We start from the raw sequence: 19,513 nt of genomic DNA, 5'->3' as shown, positions 1-19,513 counted from the left end.
CCCCATTCTCACTGATCGCGCGCACCGATTTGACCATGCCGACGGTCAAGGTTCGCCCGACTCCTCCCCCGGATCGGGTCTTCTCGCCCGGGGGAGGACGGTGCGGGGCGGCCGGCGCCGGCGCGAACCGGTCAGACGTCGAGGTCGTCCGCGACCACGCGCAGGACGGACGCGATCTTGGACGCGTCGCGGCGCTCGGGGTGTCGGCCCCGACGGTAGCCCTCCGACAATCCCTCCAAGAGCTTGATCAGGTCCTCCGTGATGACCACCATCTCGTCCGGCTTCTTTCGACGGGCCTTGGCGACCGAGTGCTGGCCGTCGAGGAGCTTCACCTGGAGCGCCTGCGCGCCCTTGCGCCCCTCGGCCACGCCGAACTCGACCCGCTGACCGGGCCGGAGGGACGTGGCGCCCGCGGGCAGGGAGGAGGAGTGCACGAACACCTCACCGCCGTCGTCACGGGTGAGAAAACCGAAACCCTTGTCTCCGTCGTACCACTTGACCTTGCCGGTGGGCACGTAGTGACCTCATGCTTTCACTGACGGGCGCCGCGGGACCGGACGACCGGGGAGCGTCCGTTTCCGCCCTCCCACCCGTTCCCTTGGCGCTCCTGGATTGCCGGGGACGAGGACCAAGGTACTGGGAGAGACCCTTCGGGCGCGAGGGCATATCTCACCCCCCGTGGCCGGGTGGACGCGCCCGGGCACGGCCCGTGCGGGCGGGCTTGCGCGGCCCTTCCGGGACACGGTGAGGCCCGGCCGACGGCGTGAATCCGTCACGGCTCGTCCGGGCCTCATGCGTCGGCGGTGGCCCACGCGCCGCTGAGCGCGGAGTGTGGGACGGAGCTCGGCGGGCGCGGGCCACGCGACCTGTGCGGTGCCCGGTCTGGACGCCGGGCCACCCGTGGGGACGCGACCGCCGCCCGTGCGGTCGCGTCGGCGTGGGGACAGGTCTACAGGAACCCGTGGGTTCGGACGGGCCGTCACAGGCGGGACGGAGAAGGCTATTCCGAGCGTTTGCCAAGCGATGACCCGCGTGCCCCGGGCTGGTCGGCCCCCACGGGGCGCGCCCCGGCCAGGGCCGAGCGCAGGGCCCTGGGATACAGGTACAGGAAGGTCGCAAGGCAGGCCAGCCCGAGCCCGATGACGCCGGTGGCGGGCAGGGACTCCTGGATGTACCGGTCGATGAACTTGGCCTCGCCGTTCCACAGGGCCATCGCGACCGCGCAGGACGCCAGCGGCAGTCCCACGCCGACCCACTTGTCGCGCGTGCTCCAGACCTGGCTGAGCACGATCAGCGCCGCGGCGAGCACCCACACGAACGCCAGGTCCCAGTGCCAGGGCACGGTCAGCAGCATGAGTCCGAGCGCGGCGGCCTCCGCCGGGTGCGCGCGGACCACGAGCACGACCCCGCGCACGGCCCCCGCGCGCCGTGCCTGGGGGGATCCACCGCTCTCCGGCCGGTCCCGTCCAGGAGCGACATGAGCCCCCGACTGGGCCCGCCGCGCCACGGCGGCGGCACGCGGTCGGCGTGCGCGGGCTTGGGCGGGATGAGCTCATCGTCCTCGATGTCGAGGTCGCGGCCCTCACACTCGCGGCGCACCAGGTCCCGCGGGGTGCCGAAGCAGCGCAGGACGTCGCGGACGCCGTCGGGCCCGGGGTCGCCCGCGGCCGCCCTGCGGGCGTCGATCCGTGCGCGGAGACCGGCCAGGTAGGCGGTGCGCTCCCTGGCGGTCATGCGACCGGACAGGATCAGGCCGACCTCGGAGAGATAGTCGAGTACCAGTTGTTCCGAGCGCTGGGACATGACCCCATATTGGCCCACAATGACCTGGCTTTTAACCCTGTTTCTTAGTTTCGGCCATCCGAGTGTGTCCGAATTCGGCCTTGCGACCCGTGACGAACGGTGCGGGGAGGCACACGCGCGATGCTTGAGGCCGACATCGCTTAGCGTGGACACGATGAGCGAGAACGCACAGCCCGACCCGCGCCGACCGGGGACGGAGAGCCACCGGGTGGCCTCCCCGGGTCGGCCCCCGACGTTCACGTCCTGGCTACGCGGCCGCTCGGACGACGACCTCACCGCCCTGCTGGCCGCGCGCCCCGACCTGGCCCAACCGGTCCCCGTCGACATCGGCGCGCTGGCCGCCCGCGCGACCAGCCGCAACGCCGTCCTGCGCGTGCTGGAACGGCTCGACCGCTTCGCGCTCCAGGTCCTGGAGTCGGTCGTGGCGCTCGGCGACGACCGGCTCCGCGAACCCGTGGGCGTCCCGCCCGCGGACCTGCCGCCGCGCTCGGCCTGACGCCCGCGCCCGACCCGGCTGACGATCCCCTGGTCCGGGCCCTCGACTCCCTGCACCGCCTGGCCCTGGTCTGGCCCGACCAGGGACGGTTGCGCCCGGTCCAGGTCCTGCGCGACCTGCTCCCCCACCCCGCCCGCCTCGGCCCGCCGGCACGCGCCCTCCTCTCCGCGCTCCCGCACGCGACGGTCAAGCGCCTCGCCGACGACCTCGCGCCCGACAGCACGGCCGCCACACCGGTCGAGACCCTCGCCACGCTCCTGGCCGACCCGGCACGGGTGACCGGGCTGGTCGCCCAGGTGGGCGACCAGTCGCGCAGGCTCCTCGACAGCATGACCTGGGGACCGCCCAACGGCACGGTGTCGGACGCCCGGCGCGAGGTCAGCCTGGCCACGGCCGCGTCCCCGGTCGAGAGCCTCGTCGCGCGCGCCTCCTCATCCCCACCGGGGAGGACACGCTGACGCTGCCGCGCGAGGTCGGGCTGGCGCTGCGTTCGGGGCCGCTGTTCCGCGAGGTCACCACCGACCCGCCGCCGTTCCAGGGCACGGAGAACCCCGGGGACGCCGTCACCCGGGCCGCCGCCGGTCAGGCGTTCACGGTGCTGCGCGCGATCGAGGAGCTGCTGGAGCGGTGGTCGCGGGACCCGGCCGCGGTCCTGCGCAACGGCGGGATGGGGGTCCGGGAACTGCGCCGCGCCGCCCAGACGATGGACACCGACGAGGCCGCCGCCGCCCTGCTCGTGGAGACCGCCCACGCGGCCGGTCTGATCGGGACCGACGACCGGGTCGCGGGCGAGTGGCTGCCCACCCGGGAGTACGACCTGTGGCGCGAGAGCCCTCCCGAGCACCGGTGGCTGCGGCTGGCGTCGGCCTGGCTGGACTCGGACCGTGTGGCCGCGCTCAGCGGGGCTCCGGACTCCGGCGGCCGGGTGCGCAACGTGCTCGGCCCCGATCTGGTCCGCCCGGCCGCTCCGCAGGCACGCCGGGACGTGCTCGGCGAGCTGGGCGGAGCGGCCCCGGGCTTCGCCCCGCTACCGGACTCCCTGGCAGCGCGCCTGGCGTGGCGCCGCCCCCGCCGCCAGTCCCCCGTGTACACCGAGCTCGTGCGGGCGGCTGCGGAGGAGGCCGCGGCGCTCGGGCTGACCGGCCGCGGGGCCCTGGCGGAGTACACACGACCGCTGCTGGACGGCGACGAGGACGCGGCCGCGCGCCTGCTGGCCGCCGAACTGCCGCGCCCTCTGGACCACGTCCTGCTCCAGGGGGACATGACGGCGATCGCGCCGGGGCCGCTGGTGACGGAGCTGGCGCGCGAACTCGCGCTGGTGGCCGACGTGGAGTCGACCGGCGGAGCCACGGTGTACCGGTTCACGGAGGGCTCCGTGCGGCGGGCGCTGGACGCGGGCCGTGGGGTCGCCGACATCACCGCGCTGCTCGAAAGGCACTCGCGCACTCCCATGCCCCAGGCGTTGCGGTACCTGGTGTCGGACGTGGGCCGCCGCCACGGACGGCTGCGCGCGGGATCGGCCGCCAGCTACCTGCGGTGCGACGAACCGGCGGTGCTGGAGGAACTGGTCGCCGACCGCCGGGTGGACGAACTCGGCCTGACCCGCCTGGCTCCCACGGTGGTGGCGAGCCGAGTGAACCGGCCGACGCTGGTGGAACGGTTGCGGCAGCTGGGGTACCACCCGGTGGCCGAGAGAGGCGACGGCAGCATGCGGTTGAGCCGGCCGGAGGTCCGGCGGGCCGAACCGGTGGACGTGCCGCCCCCGACCGAGGCGGGGTCGCCCGCCGATCTCGCGCGGGCCGCGGTCCGGGCCGTGCGAGCGGGGGACGAGGCGGCCACGGCGGCGCGGCGGCCCGTCCCGCTGCCGGAGGACGGGCCGCCGGGTTCGCGCGCCAAAGCGGCGATGGAGGCGCTGGCGCACGCGGCCGAGGAGGGGCGGCGGGTGTGGATCGGGTACACGGACACGGACGGGCGGCAGGTGAGCCGGATCGTCGAACCGTCGAGCGTCGACGGGGGCTTCCTGACCGCCTACGACACGACCCGCGCCGCGGTGCACCGGTTCGCCGTGCACCGCGTCACCGCCGTCGCCGAACTGGAGAGGACCGAGGACTAGGGCCGGATCCTCGGAACGGTCACCCGAGGGGGTGTCCTCCCCACCCGCGACGGAGGGCATTTGGCCCCCTTCCCGCTGGACGGCCCCGGCGGGCCCCGCCCTCGGGCCCCTCGGACGACCGGACCGGGATCCGCACGCCCGGACCTCCCGGACGACCGCGCGGACCACGCATGCGGGCCCACCCGCCACAGGTGCGGCACCCGTGCGCGGGGTGCGGGCTAGGGTGGTCCCGTTGGTCCACCCACCGACGGCGAGGGACTCCCCATGAGCAACGCATCGCTGCCCCCCGGAGCGTCGTCCCCCCGTGACCACGGACGTGACCGCGGGCGTGGCCGCGAGGCGGCGCGGCGGCCCGACGACCGCGACGCGGACCGGGACGACCGCCGCCCCGCCGGCTCGGGCGGGGCCAGTAGCTCCACGATGGCGATGATCCTGCACGCGATCACGTTCGTGTGCTGCGCCAACTGGCTGTTCGGGGTCGCCGGGATCGTGTTCGCCGTGCGGGCGGCGCACGCACGCGATCGCGGACGCGCGGAACAGGCGGAGACGCTGACGCGGTACTCGTGGTACTGCCTCGGGGCAGCGGGGGTGATGTTGTTCGTGATGACGGTGTTGACCTTCGTGATGCTGACGCGGGCCGGATCCTGGATCCAGGGCATCGTCCCGATCGCCAACTTCTGACGTCGGCGAGGCGAACCAGGGCTCCACACGCCGCATCCGAGCGGGAGGGACGACTGTGCGACGGGACACGACGACCGGGGAGGGCGACGAGCGGTGAACGGCCGTGGGGGCCCCAGGGACTTCTGGGAGAGGGAGCGCGGCTCCGCTCTCCGTCCCACCGTGCCCACGGGAGCTCCCGCGCACGGTGCGCGCGCTCCTGGCGGCCCGTCCGGCGCACCGGCCCTCGTGCCCGCGGGCGTTCCCCGCCCCGTCGGCCCGCCCCCGCGGACCGGCGGAGCGGTCGCGGCGCTGGTGGTCGCGCTCCTCACCCTGGCCGTTCCCGTCACGGGGATCGCCCTCGGGCAGTTCTACTTCATCCTGCTGGCGAACGTCCCCGGAATCAGCCTGGGCGTCGCCACCCTGGTGAAGGTCCCCGACACCGCCGAGGTGGAGCGATTCCTCCGGTACACCTGGGCGTGCAACTTCGCCTACATCGCGGTGTCGGCCGTCCTCGCCGCCGCCTTCGCGCTGCTGGTGATGATCGTGCTCGGCCTCCCCGACTGACCCTCCTGTAGCCACGCGCGCCTCCCGTGCGCGCCCCCAACCCCCACGACCACGGAGAACTCCACGATGAAGGACGACTGGCAGTACGGCCAGCCACCCGGAGGCGCCCCCTACGCGCCGGGGCCGGTGGCTACGGTCACCCGCCCGGCGGCTACGGCACACCGGGCTTCGCGGCCCCGGGCGGCTACCCCGGGCATCCCCACGAGCGACGTCCCAGTGAGGGCGGCATCATCGGCGCCCTGGTCATGGCGATCATCCTGATGGTCACCTGCTGCGGCGCGTTCTCCGTCATCGGGGTCATCTTCGCGGCCCTGGCCCTCGGGGAGAAGTACGACATGGAGAAACAGGCGAGGTACACGCGCTACGCCTGGGTCTCCAACTGGATCAACCTCGGCATCGTCCTCCTGGTCGCCCTGTTGTACCTGGTCGCCCTCGTGTTCGCCGTCACCTCGGAGGCCTGACCACCCACGACCGGCGCAATTCCCGCCCCGGCCGCCATCCGGCCGCTCGGACCGGGCATGAACGGGGGGCGGGACGCGTTACACATGGCGCCCGCCGCCCTCCACCACCCTCGTGAGAAGGTCCGTGTGTCCTGCCTGATCGTCCAGTCCGACAAGACCCTCCTCCTGGAGGTCGACCACGAGTCCGCCGAGGAGTGCCGCCGCTCCATCGCCCCCTTCGCCGAACTCGAACGCGCCCCCGAGCACGTCCACACCTACCGGATCACCCCGCTGGCGCTGTGGAACGCGCGGGCGGCCGGTCACGACGCCGAACAGGTCGTGGACGCGCTGATCCGGTTCTCCCGGTTCCCCGTCCCGCACTCGCTGCTGGTGGACATCGCCGAGACGATGGACCGCTACGGGCGGCTGCGGCTCGTCGGCGACCCCGCGCACGGCCTGGTGCTGGAGTCCTCCGACCGGGCGGTGCTGGAGGAGGTCGTGCGCTCCAGCAAGCTCAAGGGCATGCTCGGCGACCGCCTGGGTGAGGACTCCGTCGCGGTGCACCCGAGCGAGCGCGGCAACCTCAAGCAGGCGCTGCTCAAGATCGGCTGGCCGGCCGAGGACCTGGCCGGGTACGTCGACGGAGAGGCGCACCCGATCGAACTCGACCAGGACGGCTGGGAGCTGCGCGGCTACCAGAAGGAGGCCGCGGAGAGCTTCCACGCGGGCGGCTCGGGGGTCGTGGTGCTCCCGTGCGGCGCGGGCAAGACCGTGGTCGGGGCCGCGGCGATGGCGCTGACCGGCGCGACCACCCTGATCCTCGTCACGAACACGGTGTCGGTGCACCAGTGGCGTTCGGAGCTGCTGCGGCGCACGTCGCTGACCGAGGACGAGATCGGCGAGTACTCGGGGGCGCGCAAGGAGATCCGCCCGGTCACGATCGCGACCTACCAGGTGATGGCGGCGCGCCGGAAGGGCGTGTACACGCACCTGGAGCTGTTCGACGCGCGCGACTGGGGCCTGGTCTCTACGACGAGGTGCACCTGCTCCCCGCGCCGATCTTCCGGATGACGGCCGACCTCCAGGCGCGCCGCCGTCTCGGCCTGACCGCGACCCTGGTGCGTGAGGACGGCCGCGAGGGCGACGTGTTCTCCCTCATCGGCCCCAAGCGCTACGACGCGCCGTGGAAGGACATGGAGCACCAGGGGTGGATCGCCCCGGCGGACTGCGTCGAGGTGCGGGTGGACCTGTCGGAGTCCGAACGCCTGGCGTACGCGACCGCCGAGCCGGAGGACCGCTACCGTTTCTGCGCCTCGTCGGACGCCAAGACGACGGTGGTGCGGGAGATCGTGCGGCGCCACTCGGAGGAGCAGGTCCTGGTGATCGGGTCCTACATCGACCAGCTGGACGAGCTCGGCGAGTCGTTGGACGCCCCCGTGATCAAGGGTGAGACGCGCAACAAGGAGCGGGAGCGACTGTTCGACGCCTTCCGCGCGGGCGAACTGCGGACGCTGGTGGTGTCCAAGGTCGCGAACTTCTCGATCGACCTGCCGGAGGCGGGGGTGGCCGTCCAGGTGTCGGGTTCGTTCGGCTCCCGCCAGGAGGAGGCGCAGCGGCTCGGCCGGGTGCTGCGGCCCAAGTCGGACGGTCGGGCGGCCCGGTTCTACGCCGTGGTGGCCCGGGACACGCTGGACCAGGACTACGCCGCGCACCGGCAGCGGTTCCTCGCCGAGCAGGGCTACGCGTACCGGATCACGGACGCGGGGGACCTGATTCCGGGAGACGAGGCCTGACCCGTCCGGAGCGGCCGGGCCGCCCGGTCACAGCGACGGCAGTCCGCCCATGACGTAGGTGCCCACGGCGATCCCCCAGGCGATGAGGGAGTAGGTCAGGGTGCGGGTGCGCAGCAGACGGTCGCCTCGGACCGAGGGGGCCGTGAACGCGGCGACGAGCAGGGCCATGCCGAGGAGCGCGGGCACCGCGGAGGCCAGCGCGAAGAGCTGGCCCTGGGTCGCGCAGGCCGAGTAGCCCTCGCTGCCGGGATCACCACAGAACACGTCGTCCCCCGATCGATGCGGTCAGTCTGGGCGGTACTCCCTGACCGTACCGTTTCGGAAGGGGGTGATCGCCGCTGAGGACGACCGATTCCAGGCGGAGGGCGGACCCCCACCAGCCAAACCGAACCATATTCTGTTTTTTCGTGACGGACACCACGTTCTCTCTTTACACGGGAGGTTGCCGTGTCCAATCATGAGGGCAGTACGCCCCACGGAGGTCACCCTTATGTCCGACACCCCAGCCACGGCGGCGGCCACAGGCGAGCGCCGGTCCGGCTTCCACTCGCTCCGCAGCGGAGGCCTGAACTGGGACTCCCTCCCGCTTCGACTGTTCACCAAGGGCAACGCCCGTTTCTGGAACCCGACCGACATCGACCTGAGCCAGGACGCCGAGGACTGGAAGCGGCTCGACGACGCGGCGCGCACGCGCATCCTGCGCCTGTGCGCGCTCTTCGTGGCGGGCGAGGAGGCGGTCACCGAGGACCTCCAGCCGTTCATCCGCGCGATGGCTGCGGAGGGCCGGCTCGGCGACGAGATGTACCTGACGCAGTTCGCCTTCGAGGAGGCCAAGCACGTCCAGGCGTTCCGGCTGTGGCTGGACGCGCTGGGCGTCTTCGACGACCTGCACAAGCACGTCGACACCAACCCCGGGTACCGCACGCTGTTCTACGAGGAGCTGCCCGGGTCCCTGGACGCGCTGCTGCACGACCCCAGCCCGCGCAACCAGGTGCGGGCGTCGGTGACGTACAACCACGTCATCGAGGGGTCACTCGCCCTGACCGGCTACTACGCCTGGAACCACCTGTGCACCGTGCGGGACGTCTTCCCCGGCATGCGGGAGATCGTGCGGCGGATCGGCGACGACGAGCGCCGCCACATGGCGTGGGGCACCTTCACCTGCCGCAGACACGTCGCCGACGACGACGCCAACTGGGAGGTGGTGCGCGAGCGCCTGGACGAACTCCTGCCGCACGTGACGACCACGGTCGAGAGCGGGGAGACTCCCTCCGATGACCCGGCCGAACAGCGCTACGAGCTGCCGCGGGGCGAACTGGTCCGGTACGCGGGCGACCGGGCGCTGCGCCGCCTGGGCGCGATCGAGTCCGCGCGCGGGGTCCCCGTGGCCCAGATCGACGTCGACGCCTCCCCGGAACAGCTGGAGGAGCGGTTCGGCGAGGAGGACCGGGAGGTCATGGCACGGGTCGCCCCCCGGGACTGACCCGCACCGCCCGACTGGGATCGAAATTCACCCCCGATCCCCACAAAGCACACAAAGAAAAATAAAAACCAAAAAGCGTTCGCAAAAAACGAGTTTGCCTATGCTTTGCACCTGCTTTACCTGATGCGTTTCTATGATCGACCCGGGTCGGCAGCCGCGTCCCGGCGCGACCCTCTTCGTCCCACTGCCTGGGCGAGCGGTCCTGCGCGTCCCGGGCTCTCGATCGAGGTGGTACATGAAACTCACCAGGGCACTCGCCGTCGTCGCTCTGACGGCCGCCGCCACGCTCGGATCGGCCGCGCCCGCCGCGGCGTCGAGCCGACTCCGCAGTGCGAGAGCAACGGCAACAAGCCGCCGTGCTGGGAGTACTACTCCTGGTACTGGACCTACGAGCGCTGCCACGAGGTGGGCAAACAGCAGGTGTCCGCGCACGCCAGGTACAACGACTACACGTGCGACGGCGGCGCGACGGTCTACCTCTGGCTGCACCGCGTCTGACCCGACGGCGCCCCGCCCGCGCCCCGAAGAATGCCGCACGGGGCGGCCCGCACCGCCCGGGAGGGAGGCGCGGGCCGCCCCGCTCCTGGGAAGACGTCGACGGCCGCACCCCTTCAGAGAACCTTCCCCGGCCGACCGCACTCGCCATTCCATCGAGTTCACCCAGAAATTCCCTTCGCGGTGAACTCGAATCCCGAGAAATTCTCCCTTTTCTCCGCAGACGCACGGAGATCCGATCCGCGGGGTGGACGCACGGAGACCTCGCGTCAGTTCGCTCCCTCGACGCGCCACAGTTCACGTCGCCCTCGTTCGGCCTCCAGGGCGATCCGGCCGAACGGCTCGCTCCGCCAGTCGCCCTCCCCGGTGAGGTGGTTGGCGTACAGCACCTCACCGAGCCGGGACAGCACGAACAACGAGTCCACCAGCCGGTGCGTCTCCAGGAACTCGACCGTGTTCGGCACCCCCAGGTAGGACCGGTCGTGGTCCCGCGGGGTGATCCACCGGCCGAACCCCTGGTCGCGGCGGGCCCGCGCGTGGCGGTCGACGATCCCGAACGCGCTGTTGCTGCTGTGCGTGGCCACGAACGCCACCTCCACGCGGTAGCCGGCCGACCGGAACCCCTCCACCCAGGCGGCGGCCCAGTCCGCGCGCCCGAGCGGGTGGCTGCACACGACGTCCACCCGGCCCTGGCGAACGTGCTCCATCGCGAGTTGGTGCAGGCCGCCGACGCGCCGCCCCAGGGACCCCGACGCGACGCGGTCGTCCGCGCTCATCGCCCACTCGTAGTCCGGCGCCAGGCGCAGCAGGTCGTCCCCGTCGTAGCCGACCGTGCCCTCGGGCAGCACCGGCAGGAGCAGGCGCTGGAGCGTCGACTTGCCCGAGCCCGGCTGGCCGCCGAGGAGGAGCACCCGGGGCCGCTCCCGGGACCGGCCGGAGAGGCGGGAGCGCAACGCCAGGTCGAACAGGGCCTCCAGTTCGTCCCAGTCCAGGTCCGGCCCCGGGTCCTCGGGCGTGGCGCCCTCGGGCGCCAGGACGGGTTCGCGGCGCAGTTCGGCCACGGTCACGGGGAGTTCGGCGTTGATCAGGTCGATCCGGTCGGGCGTGTGGAACGGCAGCTGGGCCTCCTCGTCGAGCAGGACGCGGGCGCGCGCCGTCTCGCCCCGGGACAGACACGCGCCGATCGCCGCGCAGTAGAGGTTGTAGGCGCGCTCCCGGGCCTCGCGTTGGGCGTCGGTCTGGGGCGGGACACCGCCGCTGGAGGTCTCGGACAGGAGTGGCGGCACGCCACCCGCCTCCTCGGGTGCTCTCCCTCGCCCACTGCCCGTCGTCGTCATGTCCCTCGCCCTTCCCCTCGGTCCGGTCGCCGGAGCCGGTCGGTCGCCGCGGTTGGGGATGCTAGTCCCTCGCGCCCACCCGTGCGGGGGATTCGCGGAGACGGGGGTGGCCTAGAGTGGCCAGCATGACAGCGAGTCCCGCCACCCCCGCCGGGGTACCCGCCGTGATCGACGCCCTGGCCTGGGTCCACGTGCGCGACGGTCGCCTCCTGTGCGTCCGGTCCCAGGACAAGGACCTGCTCTACGTTCCCGGTGGGAAGCGTGAACCGGGCGAGAGTGACGAGGACGCGGTGACTCGGGAGGCCCGTGAGGAGGTCAGCGTCGAGCTGCGCCCGGGGACCCTCCGCCGGGTGGCGGTGATCGACGAGGCCGCGCACGCGCAGGCCCCGGGGACCCGCGTCCGGTTGAGCTGCTACACGGCGGAGCACGACGGGGACGTCGCGGCGGACAACGAGATCTCCGACCTGGAGTGGATCGCTTCGCCGAGCGCGACCGCTGCGCCCCGGCCGTGCGCAGGCTCGTCGAACTCCTGCACACGAAGGGCGCCGTCCGTTAGGGCGTGTGCCGCGGACACTCGCCCCGCCGCGCGACGGGCGGCAGCCACGGAACACGCCCCGGGTCGGCGGCCTCAGCGCGGACGGCCCTCGGGGGCGATCGGGTCGGGCTCGCGCCGCCGCCACCGGCCCGCGCTGGGCGTCAACAGCATCGCGGTCGGAACGCCGAACACGAACGGGGCGAGGAAGGCCGTCGCCGTGACCGCGTCGACCCCCTGGACCTGCATGTAGTCGCTGTTCAGCAGGGTCTGGGCGACCGTCTGGAACACCAGGTGGAAGCCCACGCACGCCCACACGTTCCCGGTGACCACGCGGACACAGCCCAGCACGATCCCCATGACGAGGAACAGCGGCAGCCGCTCCACGAGCACGCCCCAGCCCTGGGACAGCACCCACAGCGTGCTGCCGAACAGGGCGAACAGCGCCGCCTGCGCCAGGACCGCGAGCCAGGCGGGCATGGCCGCGTTGAGGTTCCGGAACAGGTAGCCGCGGAAGATCAGCTCCTCCGGCACCGCCTCGAACACCAGGACCAGCACCGCCAACAGCGCGATCCGGGGCACCAGTTCGGCCCAGGGGGCGGCGGCCCCCATCGACGACCATCCCAGCACGAGACACACGGCGATCGCCGCCGCACCGGGCAGCCCCCAGGCCGCAGCCCCGACCAGGAACGGCCGCCAGCCCTCCCGGACACCGGTCAGCCCGAGCCCGCCCCACGGCCGCCGGTCGAGGAAGCGCCGGGCGGCCCACACCATGGGCACGGCCAGGACGAAGACGACCAGTGCGTTGACCACGTGGTTCGCCGTGGTCAGCTCCTCGCCCGGGAACAGGGCGCCGTCCAGCCACCCCATCAACTGCCAGATCAGCTGTGCGGCCACCACGACCACCGCGATCCGGACGAACAGGTGCGGTCGCTCCGGTCGTGCGCTCACCGTCGAACGCTCGTGAAAACCATTCATGCGGATGACGATTCCGCGCCGGAGCCCGGTCCTGCATCCGGAACCACCCTGGATCGTCCCTGAGGCAGACCCCGCGCCCCGGAAGGGGGCGCCGGAAAATGAGTGGCCCCGGCGGACCCCCCTGGCTAGGTCCGAAGTCGTGCGCCACCTTCCCGAACCTCCGGGGGTCCCCGACCACCGATCCGCCCGCCGCTTCCTGCTGTGGCTCGCCCGCCGCCAGTGGCGCTCCCTCACGTGGGCGTCGCTGACCACGGGGGCCTTCACCGCCTGCACCGTGCTCAGCGCGGCGGCGCTCGGCGCGGCGATCGACTCCGGTCTCGCCGACGGGGACGTCCAGGCGCTCCTGTTCTGGTTCGGAGTCCTCACCGCCCTCGTCCTGACCGGCGTCGGGCTCCTCCACCTGCTCCACCGCGCCCAGGCGTTCAACTGGTACGCCTCCAGCTACCGGACCGTGCAGTCGGTGACCGACCGCTCCGTCGACCTGGGGCCCACCCTCACCCGGCGGCTGCCCTCCGGCGAGGTGGTCGCGGTCGGCACGGACGACATCGACCAGATCGGCGACTTCTACGAGATGAGCGCATGGTGCCGGGGTCGGTGGTCTCCATCGTGGTGGCCAGCGCCCTGATGCTCACCTCCCACGTCACCTTCGGACTGGTCGTGCTGGTGGCGGTGCCGCTGATCATGCTCTCGACGCTGCCGCTGCTGAACGCGCTCTCCGACCGCCAGGAGCGCCAGCGGGACCGCCAGGCCGAGCTGACCACGATCGCCAGCGACCTGGTGGCGGGCCTGAGGGTCCTGCGCGGTGTGGGCGGGGAACGCACCGTCGGCCGCCGCTACCGGGAGGAGTCCCAGCGCGTCCGCGCGGCCGGGGTTCGGGTCGGGTGGACCGACGCGGCCCTGCAGGCCGTGCGCGAACTGCTGCCCGGACTGCTGCTGGTGGGGATCGTCTGGTACGGGGCGCGGCTCGCGCTCGCGGACGAGCTCACCGTCGGCGAGCTGGTCGCCTTCTACGGATACACCACGACCCTGGGCACGGCCGTGCGCTACCTGAGCGTGACGGCGACCGCCTACGTCTCGGCCCGGGTCGCCGCTGGCCGGGTGGTCGGCGTCCTGTCCCTGACCACGACCACCCCGACCCCGCGGACCCGGCCCCGCCTCCGGAGGCGCCGTGCGACCTGCGCGACCCGGTCAGCGGGGTCACGGTCACGGCGGAGCGGGCGACCGGAATCGCGTGCGCGGACCCCGCCGACGCGACGGCGATCGCCGAACGGCTCGGCCGCTACCGCGAGGACACGGAAGCCGAGCTGGTCGAACGCTCCACGGGTCGCGCCGTGCGGCTGCGGGACCTGCCGCGCCGCACGGTGCGCGGCCGCGTGCTCGTCGCGACCAACGACGCGCACCTGCTCTCCGGCAGGCTGCGGGACGAGTTGTCGCCCGACGGCGGCCTGTCCGAAGAGCGGCTGGCGCGGGTGATCGACGCGGCGCACGCCGACGACGTCGTGCGGCAGTCGCCGGGAGGGCTCGACACGGTGGTCACCGAGCGCGGACGCGAGTATTCCGGCGGTCAGCAGCAGCGGCTGCGGCTCGCCCGGGCGCTGGGGCTCGACCCGGAGATCCTCGTCCTGGTGGAACCGGCCTCCGCGGTGGACGCCCACTCCGAGGCCGCTATCGCGGAACGGCTCACCGCGGAACGCACCGGGCGGACGACCGCCGTGCTCACCACCAGCCCCCTCCTGCTCGCCCACACCGACCACGTGCTCTTCGTCCACGAGGGACGGGTGACCGCACAGGGAACGCACGCGGAGCTGCTCGCGAACGTCCCGGACTACGCCGCCACCGTCCTGCGGACGATGGCCACCGAGGAGATCCCGTGACCCGGACCGCCGAGCACTCCCGGCCGCACCTGCCCGAACTCGCCGAGTGCCAACCCGTCGACGGCCTCCCGGTCGCCCCGCCCGCCATGGTGTGGCGGCGGCTGCGGCGCGCGGGCCGCGAGCACGGGTGGACGCTCGCCGGGGTCGTCGGGCTGTACGGGGTCGCCGCGCTGAGCGCGCTGGTCGCCCCGTGGGCGCTCGGCCGCATCATCGACACCGTGCGGGCCGGCGGCTCGTTGGGGAGCGTCGACCTGTCGGCGCTCGCGATCGTCGGCGCGCTGCTGGTCAACGCCGTGTTCGTCCTGGTGTCGGTGGCGCTGTCGATCCGCTTCGGCGAAGGGGTCCTGGCCGAGCTGCGCGAGGAGTTCGTGCGCGACGTCCTGCGCCTGCCGCTGGCAGTGGTGGAGCGGGCGGGGACGGGCGACCTGGTGGCGCGCACGGGACGTGACATCGGCCACCTGAGCCACACCGTGCGCAACTCGGTCCCCGTCATGGTGGTGAGCGCGGTGACCGTGGTGGTCGTGGTGATCGCGATCGGCGTGGTGCACCCCCTGCTGCTGCTCGCCCTGGTGCCCTCGGTCGTGGTGCTGTGGGTGTCCACCCGCTGGTACGTCCGGCGCGCGCCGGACGGGTACGTACGCGAACTGGCGACCTACTCCGACCTGACCCAGGGTGTGACGGACACCGTGGAGGGGGCGCGCACGATCGAGGCCCTCGGGCGGCAGGCGCGCCAGATCGCGCTCAACGACCAACGGGTGCACCGGGCCTATCTCGCCGAGCGGTACACGCTGTGGCTGCGCACCGTGTGGTATCCGCCGCTGGAGTTCTCCTACCAGTTCCTCACCGCGATGACGCTGCTGGTGGCGGGTGCGCTGTACATGAACGGCGCCATCAGCGTGGGCGCGATCGCGACGGCGGTGTTCCTCAGCGCGCAACTGTCGCGACCGCTGGACCGGCTGATCGACGAGATCGACAACGTGATGATGGGGTTCACCAGCCTCCGTCGGCTGCTGGGCGTCGGACTGGCCGAGGACGGGCGAACCGCTCCGGCGGACGCCGAGCCGACCGCCCCGGGCACGGTCCAGGTACGCGACGTCCGGTTCGCGTACACCGACACCGAGGTGCTGCGCGGTGTGGACCTGGTGGTGCGCCCGGGTGAACGGCTGGCCGTGGTCGGGCCGAGCGGGGCGGGCAAGTCCACGCTCGGAAAGCTGATCGCGGGGATCCACCCGCCGACCTCGGGCGGTGTCCGGGTGGGCGGCGCGGAGCTGTGGGGGCTGCCGCCGCAGGACCGGCGGCGCCGGGCGATCCTGCTGAGTCAGGAGAGCCACGTGTTCCGCGGGACGGTCGCGCAGAACCTGTCGATCGCACTGGACGGGGAGGAGGCCGACGAGGACGCGCTGTGGAAGGCCCTGGCCGCCGTGGACGCCGACGCCTGGGTCCGCGCGCTGCCCGACGGGCTGGCCACGCGGGTCGCTCCGGCCAGCTCACACTCGATCCCGCTCACGTGCAGCAGTTGGCGCTGGCCCGCCTGGTGCTGGCCGACCCGGAGGTGCTGGTCCTGGACGAGGCGACGTCGCTGATCGACCCGCGCTCCGCCCGCCATATGGAGCGCTCGCTGGGCGGCGTGCTCGCGGGCCGCACCGTCGTGGCGATCGCCCACCGCCTGCACACCGCGCACGACGCCGACCGGATCGCGGTGGTGGAGGACGGCAGGATCGGCGAGTTGGGCACGCACGACGAACTGCTCGCGCGCGGCGGGGCCTACGCGAGGCTCTGGCGCGCTGGCACGGGGGCTGAGCCCGGCTCCGCGGGGTGGGCTCGGCGCTGGTCCAGCCGATGCACCACGTGTCGGGGCCGGGGAACCCGGAGGTGTCCATTCCGAGGTCGAAAAGCTCCGGCAGGCGAACCATCTCACCGAAGTCGACGGTGGTCGCGCGGTTGTAGCGTCCGTTGCCGGGCCCATCCGGACAGCCCCGTCTGTGCGGGGGATTCAGTCACGGCAGGACTCGTTTCGCGTTGCACCTGCGGACCGGAACACCAACGCTCCGTGTCCGCCCGACACTGCGCAGAACAGCTTCCGAGATTCTCCTGGAACAGTGCCCATACCGCCCGTCGCCCCCCGGAGACAGCGAAACCGGGCGGCCCCGAAGGGCCGCCCGGTCGTCGCGGGCGAGGTCGCGTACCGACCTCGGACTCCAGGCGGGGCCTAGAAGTCCATGCCGCCCATGCCACCGGTCGGGTCGCCGACGGGAGCCGCGGCCTTCTCCGGCTTCTCGGCGATGACGGCCTCGGTGGTCAGGAACAGACCAGCGATGGACGCGGCGTTCTGGAGAGCGGAACGCGTGACCTTGGTCGGGTCGATCACGCCCTCCTTGAACAGGTCGGCGTACTCGCCGGTCGCGGCGTTGAGGCCGAACCCGGGCTCCAGGTTCTTGACCTTGTCCGCCACGACGCCGCCTTCGAGGCCGGCGTTGACCGCGATCTGCTTCAGCGGAGCGGCGATGGCGCGGCGGACGATGTCGGCGCCGATGGCCTCGTCGCCGTCGAGGTCGAGCTTGTCGAAGGCCGGGACGCTGGCCTGGAGCAGGGCGACACCGCCGCCGGGCAGGATGCCCTCCTCGACCGCGGCCTTGGCGTTGCGCACGGCGTCCTCGATGCGGTGCTTGCGCTCCTTGAGCTCCACCTCGGTGGCGGCACCGGCCTTGATGACGGCCACGCCGCCGGCCAGGCGGGCGAGACGCTCCTGGAGCTTCTCGCGGTCGTAGTCGGAGTCGGTGCGCTCGATCTCGTTGCGGATCTCGTTCACGCGACCGGCGATCGCGGTGGCGTCACCGGCGCCGTCCACGATGGTGGTCTCGTCCTTGGTGACGACGACCTTGCGGGCGCGGCCGAGCATGTCGAGCTCGGTGTTCTCCAGCTTGAGGCCGACCTCCTCGGTGATGACCTGGCCGCCGGTCAGCACGGCGATGTCGCCGAGCTGGGCCTTGCGGCGGTCACCGAAGCCCGGCGCCTTGACGGCGACGGACTTGAAGGTGCCGCGGATCTTGTTGACGACCAGGGTCTGCAGAGCGCCCTGCTCGACGTCCTCGGCGATGACCATCAGCGGACGGCCGGCCTGGAGGACCTTCTCCACGACGGGAAGGAACTCGTTGTTGTTGGAGATCTTGGAGTTGACGATGAGGATGTAGGGGTCCTCAAGGACCGTCTCCATGCGCTCCAGGTCGGTGGCGAAGTAGGGCGAGATGTAGCCCTTGTCGAAGCGCATGCCCTCGGCGAGCTCCAGTTCGAGCCCGAAGGTCTGCCCCTCCTCGACGGTGATGACGCCTTCCTTGCCGACCTTGTCCATCGCCTCGGCGATGGTCTCGCCGATCTGGGTGTCGCCGGCGGAGATCGAGGCGGTGGAGGCGATCTGCTCCTTGGTCTCGACGTCCTTGGAGAGTTTGCCGAGCTCCTCGTTGATACGGGCCACGGCGGCCTCGATGCCGCGCTTGAGACCGATCGGGTTGGCCCCGGCGGCGACGTTGCGCAGACCCTCGGACACGAGCGCCTGGGCGAGCACGGTGGCGGTGGTGGTGCCGTCACCCGCGACGTCGTCGGTCTTCTTCGCGACCTCCTTGACCAGCTCGGCCCCGATCTTCTCCCACGGGTCCTCTAGCTCGATCTCCTTGGCGATGGAGACACCGTCGTTGGTGATCGTGGGGGCGCCCCACTTCTTCTCCAGAACGACGTTGCGGCCCTTGGGGCCGAGCGTGACCTTGACGGCGTCAGCGAGCTGGTTCATGCCGCGTTCGAGGCCGCGACGGGCCTCCTCGTCGAACGCGATGAGTTTGGCTGCCATTGGGTTCTTGTCCTCCCGTGACCGGGCTGGTACGCGATGGGACCAGGCGTGCGCCCGCGACGGACGACCGCGGCCGCACCGGCAACCCTTCTGCCGGCCGCCACGATCTCGCAGCCTCGATCCGGGTTAGCACTCCAGAATGGCGAGTGCTAACCCGGTCCCTTTTTAGCACTCGCCCCGGGAGAGTGCAAACGATGTGGTCACGATTTCAGCGGGGCCCCCACCGGTGTTCACCTGGGGAGATCCGGCGCGAGCTGCGGATTTCGCGTTCAGAGGACACACCGGGCACATGGTGCCCGGCTCACCGCGCCGACCAACGGGTCGCGCGGGCGCCGATCGCGAGCGCGACCACCGCCAGGCCGAGCGCCACGGCCCAGCCCACGCCCGCCGTCGCACCCCACTCACCGGCGAACAGGGCGCGTTCGGCGTCCACGACGTAGGCGATCGGGTTGACCCGGGACAGCGCGTACAGCCACCCCGGTGCCAGGTAGAGCACCGGTTGCAGCATCCCGAACAGGATCATCACCGGGCGCCGCAGCAGCGGCCGGGTCTGCCTCTGGAACACGACCCAGGCGTCGGCGCCCCACGACATGAGTTCGCGCCCCACCCGGTACCCGTGTGCCCGCCCGTGCATCCGCACCACGCCCAGGACCAACAGCCGCGTCGCCGACATCTCCACCCTCGTCCGTCTCGGTCTCCCCAGCCTACGAGCGGCGCCGACCGGCCCCGGACGCGACGAACGGGGCGGCGCCGACCCCTTCCACCCGGGGGGACGGCGCCGCCCCGCTCCGGAACGGCGGCGCGCGGCGGCGGTTCAGCAGCCTCCCGCGACCGCCGGGATGATCGAGATCTGGGCGCCGTCGGCCACATCGGTCTGGAGGCCCTTCTCGAACCGCACGTCCTCGTCGCCCACGTACACGTTGACGAAACGGCGGACCTTGCCCGCGTCGTCGAGGATCCGGGCCCGGATGCCCGGGTAGTTGGCCTCCAGGTCGTCGATGACCTCGGCGAGGGTCGTGCCCTCGGCGGACACCTCGGAGGCGTCGTCGGTGTAGGTGCGCAAAATAGTGGGAACGCGGACGCTGGCGCTCATGTCGTGTCTCT

The 19,513-nt window shown here is 72.3% G+C and carries 14 protein-coding genes and 5 pseudogenes; 10 read left to right on the top strand and 9 right to left on the bottom strand.

What is annotated here, in order from left to right:
- Window positions 1-131: 131 nt before the first annotated feature.
- The 3 genes from BJF83_RS03400 to BJF83_RS30285 form a co-directional block, all read right to left on the bottom strand.
- On the bottom strand, window positions 132-515 hold the full coding sequence (locus BJF83_RS03400) for a cold-shock protein (RefSeq protein ID WP_075925134.1): 384 nt from the start codon (window positions 513-515) through the stop codon (window positions 132-134).
- Window positions 516-1,000: 485 nt separating this feature from the next.
- Entirely contained in the window at window positions 1,001-1,354 is a 354-nt protein-coding gene (locus BJF83_RS30290) for a hypothetical protein (protein ID WP_316042190.1), read from the bottom strand.
- Window positions 1,345-1,803, bottom strand: coding sequence for a hypothetical protein (locus tag BJF83_RS30285; RefSeq protein ID WP_075925132.1), 459 nt, complete (start codon window positions 1,801-1,803; stop codon window positions 1,345-1,347). The genes BJF83_RS30290 and BJF83_RS30285 overlap by 10 nt, the downstream gene beginning before the upstream one ends.
- Before the next feature lie 154 nt (window positions 1,804-1,957).
- On the opposite strand from BJF83_RS30285, the pseudogene BJF83_RS03385 reads away from it, so the two are divergent.
- The 5 genes and pseudogenes from BJF83_RS03385 to BJF83_RS03365 all read left to right on the top strand — a co-directional run bounded on the left by BJF83_RS03385 (window position 1,958) and on the right by BJF83_RS03365 (window position 7,869).
- A pseudogene (locus tag BJF83_RS03385) lies at window positions 1,958-4,412 on the top strand (helicase-associated domain-containing protein).
- Window positions 4,413-4,676: 264 nt separating this feature from the next.
- Window positions 4,677-5,093: a hypothetical protein gene (locus BJF83_RS03380; RefSeq protein WP_075925131.1), complete on the top strand. Its 417-nt coding sequence runs from the start codon at window positions 4,677-4,679 to the stop codon at window positions 5,091-5,093.
- A 225-nt stretch (window positions 5,094-5,318) separates the two neighbouring features.
- Window positions 5,319-5,636: a hypothetical protein gene (locus BJF83_RS03375; RefSeq protein ID WP_075925183.1), complete on the top strand. Its 318-nt coding sequence runs from the start codon at window positions 5,319-5,321 to the stop codon at window positions 5,634-5,636.
- Window positions 5,637-5,662: 26 nt separating this feature from the next.
- The gene (locus BJF83_RS26500) at window positions 5,663-6,097 is read left to right on the top strand and encodes a hypothetical protein (RefSeq protein ID WP_143831771.1); all 435 of its coding nucleotides are present in this window, start codon (window positions 5,663-5,665) and stop codon (window positions 6,095-6,097) included.
- A 126-nt stretch (window positions 6,098-6,223) separates the two neighbouring features.
- Window positions 6,224-7,869 (top strand): annotated as a pseudogene (locus BJF83_RS03365) (DNA repair helicase XPB).
- Between the two features lie 27 nt (window positions 7,870-7,896).
- On the opposite strand, the gene BJF83_RS03360 reads toward BJF83_RS03365, so the two are convergent.
- Window positions 7,897-8,133: a hypothetical protein gene (locus BJF83_RS03360; RefSeq protein ID WP_075925130.1), complete on the bottom strand. Its 237-nt coding sequence runs from the start codon at window positions 8,131-8,133 to the stop codon at window positions 7,897-7,899.
- Window positions 8,134-8,359: 226 nt separating this feature from the next.
- Here BJF83_RS03360 and BJF83_RS03355 point away from each other — a divergent pair, with 226 nt between their 5' ends.
- Window positions 8,360-9,352 carry a R2-like ligand-binding oxidase gene (locus BJF83_RS03355; RefSeq protein ID WP_075925129.1) on the top strand — a complete coding sequence of 331 codons (993 nt, stop codon included), beginning with the start codon at window positions 8,360-8,362 and terminating at the stop codon, window positions 9,350-9,352.
- Window positions 9,353-9,580: 228 nt separating this feature from the next.
- Window positions 9,581-9,850, top strand: coding sequence for a hypothetical protein (locus BJF83_RS03350; protein ID WP_075925128.1), 270 nt, complete (start codon window positions 9,581-9,583; stop codon window positions 9,848-9,850).
- 266 nt (window positions 9,851-10,116) lie between these two features.
- Here the strand turns inward: BJF83_RS03350 and BJF83_RS03345 are convergent, their stop codons facing one another.
- On the bottom strand, window positions 10,117-11,184 hold the full coding sequence (locus BJF83_RS03345) for a zeta toxin family protein (RefSeq protein WP_075925127.1): 1,068 nt from the start codon (window positions 11,182-11,184) through the stop codon (window positions 10,117-10,119).
- 125 nt (window positions 11,185-11,309) lie between these two features.
- Here BJF83_RS03345 and BJF83_RS03340 point away from each other — a divergent pair.
- A pseudogene (locus BJF83_RS03340) lies at window positions 11,310-11,740 on the top strand (NUDIX domain-containing protein).
- A 72-nt stretch (window positions 11,741-11,812) separates the two neighbouring features.
- Here the strand turns inward: BJF83_RS03340 and BJF83_RS03335 are convergent.
- Window positions 11,813-12,667 (bottom strand): CPBP family intramembrane glutamic endopeptidase, encoded by an 855-nt coding sequence (locus tag BJF83_RS03335; protein ID WP_262391277.1) that lies wholly within the window; start codon window positions 12,665-12,667, stop codon window positions 11,813-11,815.
- Window positions 12,668-12,833: 166 nt separating this feature from the next.
- Between BJF83_RS03335 and BJF83_RS03330 the strand changes: the two are divergent.
- Both BJF83_RS03330 and BJF83_RS03325 read left to right on the top strand, forming a co-directional pair.
- Window positions 12,834-14,568 (top strand): annotated as a pseudogene (locus tag BJF83_RS03330) (ABC transporter ATP-binding protein).
- A complete protein-coding gene (locus BJF83_RS03325; protein WP_394329289.1) occupies window positions 14,565-16,151 on the top strand; it encodes an ABC transporter ATP-binding protein in 1,587 nt (528 codons plus the stop codon). The pseudogene BJF83_RS03330 and the gene BJF83_RS03325 overlap by 4 nt, the downstream one beginning before the upstream one ends.
- Window positions 16,152-16,777: 626 nt before the next feature.
- On the opposite strand, the gene groL is transcribed toward BJF83_RS03325, so the two are convergent.
- The 3 genes and pseudogenes from groL to BJF83_RS03305 form a co-directional block, all read right to left on the bottom strand.
- Entirely contained in the window at window positions 16,778-18,409 is a 1,632-nt protein-coding gene (gene groL, locus BJF83_RS03315; RefSeq protein ID WP_075925125.1) for a chaperonin GroEL, read from the bottom strand.
- A 568-nt stretch (window positions 18,410-18,977) separates the two neighbouring features.
- Window positions 18,978-19,082, bottom strand: a pseudogene (locus BJF83_RS25875) (PadR family transcriptional regulator); the annotation flags it as partial.
- Between the two features lie 141 nt (window positions 19,083-19,223).
- Complete coding sequence (locus BJF83_RS03305; protein WP_075925124.1) at window positions 19,224-19,502, bottom strand: ubiquitin-like small modifier protein 1; 279 nt, start codon at window positions 19,500-19,502, stop codon at window positions 19,224-19,226.
- Between the last annotated feature and the right edge of the window lie 11 nt (window positions 19,503-19,513).

The organism is Nocardiopsis sp. CNR-923 (genome assembly GCF_001942255.1).
In the GTDB taxonomy this organism is placed as follows: domain Bacteria; phylum Actinomycetota; class Actinomycetes; order Streptosporangiales; family Streptosporangiaceae; genus Nocardiopsis.
This window is presented reverse-complemented; position numbering and strand designations above follow the sequence as displayed.

Bases quoted from the DNA above. Each gene is read 5' to 3' on its own strand.
- BJF83_RS30290 (WP_316042190.1), bottom strand. From the start codon at position 1,354: ATGCTGCTGACCGTGCCCTGGCACTGGGACCTGGCGTTCGTGTGGGTG.
- BJF83_RS30285 (WP_075925132.1), bottom strand. From the start codon at position 1,803: ATGTCCCAGCGCTCGGAACAACTGGTACTCGACTATCTCTCCGAGGTC.
- BJF83_RS03380 (WP_075925131.1), top strand. From the start codon at position 4,677: ATGAGCAACGCATCGCTGCCCCCCGGAGCGTCGTCCCCCCGTGACCAC.
- BJF83_RS03355 (WP_075925129.1), top strand. From the start codon at position 8,360: ATGTCCGACACCCCAGCCACGGCGGCGGCCACAGGCGAGCGCCGGTCC.
- BJF83_RS03345 (WP_075925127.1), bottom strand. From the start codon at position 11,184: ATGACGACGACGGGCAGTGGGCGAGGGAGAGCACCCGAGGAGGCGGGT.
- groL (WP_075925125.1), bottom strand. From the start codon at position 18,409: ATGGCAGCCAAACTCATCGCGTTCGACGAGGAGGCCCGTCGCGGCCTC.
- BJF83_RS03305 (WP_075925124.1), bottom strand. From the start codon at position 19,502: ATGAGCGCCAGCGTCCGCGTTCCCACTATTTTGCGCACCTACACCGAC.